The sequence below is a fragment of the Kitasatospora sp. NPDC036755 genome (genome assembly GCF_040636595.1).
Lineage (GTDB): Bacteria > Actinomycetota > Actinomycetes > Streptomycetales > Streptomycetaceae > Kitasatospora.
Genome location: NZ_JBEZUT010000555.1, coordinates 1 through 3,409 on the forward strand (window position 1 = coordinate 1; position 3,409 = coordinate 3,409).

2 protein-coding genes are annotated in these 3,409 nt (G+C 78.4%); one reads left to right on the forward strand and one right to left on the reverse strand.

Going from position 1 to position 3,409, the window contains the following annotated elements; translation table 11 throughout:
• Positions 1–306 precede the first annotated feature (306 nt).
• Positions 307–2,355, forward strand: coding sequence for a caspase family protein (locus AB0E96_RS39770; protein ID WP_359831543.1), 2,049 nt, complete (start codon positions 307–309; stop codon positions 2,353–2,355).
• A gap of 42 nt (positions 2,356–2,397) precedes the next feature.
• Here the strand turns inward: AB0E96_RS39770 and AB0E96_RS39775 are convergent.
• Positions 2,398–3,409: CHAT domain-containing protein (locus AB0E96_RS39775; protein WP_359831547.1), on the reverse strand; the 1,012-nt coding region annotated here is incomplete at its 5' end.

A 3,409-nucleotide genomic window follows, 5' to 3' on the forward strand; every position in this document is an offset into this window, starting at 1 on the left:
GGACCGCACGGCGCGCTGCGGGGCGGCGGCCGCCCGGGCGGGTGGAGCGGCGGCGGGGCCCGGGCGCACGATGCGCCGGGGCCCTTCGATGGATCCCATGATTCCCCCGAACCGAATGGCGTGATGTGGACTGCGCGGCCGGAAACCGTCGGCGGTCGCCCGAGCAGGATAGTGACGGAACATCAAGAATGCGAAGCGTTCGGCGGGCGGGATCGGACCGGCGACCGGAAGGCGCCCCGAAGTCGACCGCTCCGCGACCGGACCGCCGGTCGGCGGGGCCCGACGAGGCTGCCACACTTGCTCGCCATGGGGAACGTCCACGCACTTCTGGTCGGGATCGACGACTACACCGCCCTCGGGTACGACGCGCTCGCCGGCTGCGTCAACGACGTGACGGCGGCCGAGGAATGGCTGCGCCGGCGGGTGGGGGACCGGCTGGTCGCGCACCGGCTGCTGGACCGCGAGGCCACGGTGGCCGCGGTCCGGGCGGGCATCCGCGAGCACCTCGGGCAGGCCGGCCCGGAGGACACCGCGCTGCTCTGGTACGCGGGCCACGGCGCCGAGTTCGACGTGCGCACGGAGGAGGAGGCGCGGATCGAGGCCACCGGCCGCTACCAGGCGCTGGTCTGCGCCGACGGGCCGCTGGCCGACAAGGAGCTCGCCGTCCTGCTGGACGAGGTGGCCGGCACCGGCGCGCACCTGGCGGCGGTGCTCGACTGCTGCTTCTCGGGCGGGGCGACCCGCCGGCCGCCGCGCGGGCCCGCCGTCCGCTCGGTGACTCCGCACCCGTCCTGGTACGGACGGGTCGTGTCCCCGAACCCCGCGCCCGTCGAGGGGGCGCCCGCCGACGGGACGCGCGACGGGACGCGCGACGCGACGGCGGGCGGCGCGCGGCCGGAGCGGGCCGGGCACGTCCTGCTGGCCGCGAGCCGGCTCGACCAGGTCTCGCACGAGGACTGGTTCGACGGCCGCCGCCACGGCGTGTTCACCCACGCCCTGCTGGGCGCCCTGGACGAGGCCGGGACGGGTGCGAGCTACCGCGAGATCATGGCGGCCACCCGGTGCCGGGTCCAGGCCTGGGGCGAGGTCCAGCACCCCACCCTCAGCCCGCAGGAGCCCGGCGGCCCCGCCGACCGGCCCTTCCTCGGCGGGGCGGTCCGCCCGGGCAGCCCGTACCTGCTGACCCACGGGGTGGACGGCTGGGAGGTCGACTGCGGCCAGGTCCACGGCCTGCGCGACGACGAGGGCGGCGGCGCCACCGAGTTCACCGTCACCGGTGGCAGCGGGGGCGGTCCCGAGGACGGCGGCGGGGGCGGCGGCGAAGCGGGCGCCGAGGAGGGCGCCGGCGGCGCCGGGCCCCGGGCCAGGACCGTCCGGGCCCGGCGCGTCCGCGCCCGGCACACCCTGGTCGACCCGGCCGGCTGGGAGCCCGACCGGGGCCGGGCCTACCCGGTGGCGCCGTCCGCGCTCGCCCTGCCCCCGACGACGGTGCTGATCGAGCCGGGCGCCCCGGAGGCGGAGCGGCTGCTGCGCGAGGCCGTCGCCACGGCCGGGCCCGGCGGCGGCCCCTCGCCGCTGCTCCGCGTCGCCGGCGACCCGGCGGCGGCGGGCGACCTGCTGCTCCGGGTCGACCCGGCCGGCGGGCGGGCCGTGATCACCCGGCGGGACGGCACCGGCACCGTGGACCCGCTGCCGCTCACCGGCCCCGCCGACGCCCGCACCGTCGTCGACTGCCTCGAACACCTCACCCGCTGGTACCGGCTCCAGCGGCTCTCCAACCCCGGCTCGGACCTCGCCTCCGCGGTACGGATCGAGATCCTCCCGTGGGACGACCCGCAGGCCGGTCCGATCCTGCCCGACGGCAACGGCGAGATCGTCCGCGCCCACGAGCCCGACGCGGGCGGCTGGCTGGAGCCCCGGGTGACGATCCGGCTGCACAACCGCTCGCACCGCCGCCTCTGGTGCGCCCTGTTCGACCTGACGGACCGCTACCGCAGCCACTCCGCCCTCTACCGGGGCGACTTCATCGGGCCGGGGCGCACCGGCCACGCCCTGGACGGCCGCCCGGTCGCCCTGAGCCTGCCGGCCGGCCGCGCGGTGCGGCCCGGCAGCCAGAGCCGCGACTGGCTCAAGCTGATCGTCGCCGAGGAGGAGCTGAACACCGTGCCGTTCCACCTGAACGCCTGGGACCCGGGACGCCCGGCCGGGCGCGGCGGCGGCCCGGCCTCCGACGGGGTGCTGCGGTTCACCGCCCGCGGTGGTGCCGGCCGCGACCTCGGCGAGGGCCGCTCGACCGGGCGGTGGGCCACCCGGACGGTCGCCCTGCGGTCGGTGGTGCCCGGGCCGGGCCACTGAGGCCCCCCGGGCGGCCGGTCCGCCCGGCCGGCCGGCCGGACGCTACCGCCCGAGGTGGGTGAAGCCCGCCCAGGTCGTCAGGTCGTCGGGCTCGACCGCGCGCGCCCGCGCGGCGAGCGCCGGCGGCATGTCGGGCGGCGCCACCCGGTCCCGGTCCAGCATCCACAACTGGGCCGAGCGCAGGGCGCGTCCGGGCGGCTGCCCCTCGCGCCGCAGGAAGTGGTGCGTCATGAACATCAGCACCGAGGTGGCGTCGTCCGGCACCGTCCACAGCGAGCCCACCACCGACCGCGCGCCCGCCACCAGGAACGCCGTCGCCAGGCTGTACGCCTCGTTGTGCCCGCGCCCCGACACATGGGTGCGGCAGGCCGCCAGCACCACCAGGCCCGGCCGCGCCGAGCCCTCGGCCGTCATCGTCCCGGTGAGCTCCTCGGCCGCCAACTCGCCGCCGTGCAGCGACAGGTACGAGCTGTGCCGGTCGTTCGCCGCCACCGTGCCGTGGCAGGCCAGGTGCAGTACGGCGCCCGCGCTGCGCCCGTCGCGCAGCCACTCCAGCACCTCCCGCGGCGTCCCGTTGCCGTCCGGCACGCCCGAGGCGCGCCGCCCCAGGTAGCCGCCCCGGGGGTAGAAGCCCTGGTGCAGCGCCTCGGCCTCCTCGCCCGCGTAGCGCAGGTCGCCGGTGGGGTTGCCGACGATCAGCGCGGACTCCGAGTACGGCAGGTCGGGGCGGCGCGACACGTCGCAGAGCAGCCGGGCCGAGGCCGCGTAGGAGATCTGCGCCGCCTCGACGGCGTAGCGCCGCCGCCCCGCACTGCCCGGCTCGTACGCGGCGTGCCACGGCACGGTGCCGAGCGCCCCCATCGGCACCAGCATCAGGCGCGGCGTCCGGCCCTCCCCGACGAAGGGTTCGAGCGCGGTGAGCAGCGGGCGCACCGCCGCGTACCAGGCCCAGGAGCAGAGCCGGTCCAGCTGCCGGCGCAGCGGCGGCGGCGCCTCGCCGGGCGGCTGGGCCGGCCCCAGGTCACGGGCCGCGCCGGCGTCCGGGCGGTACTCC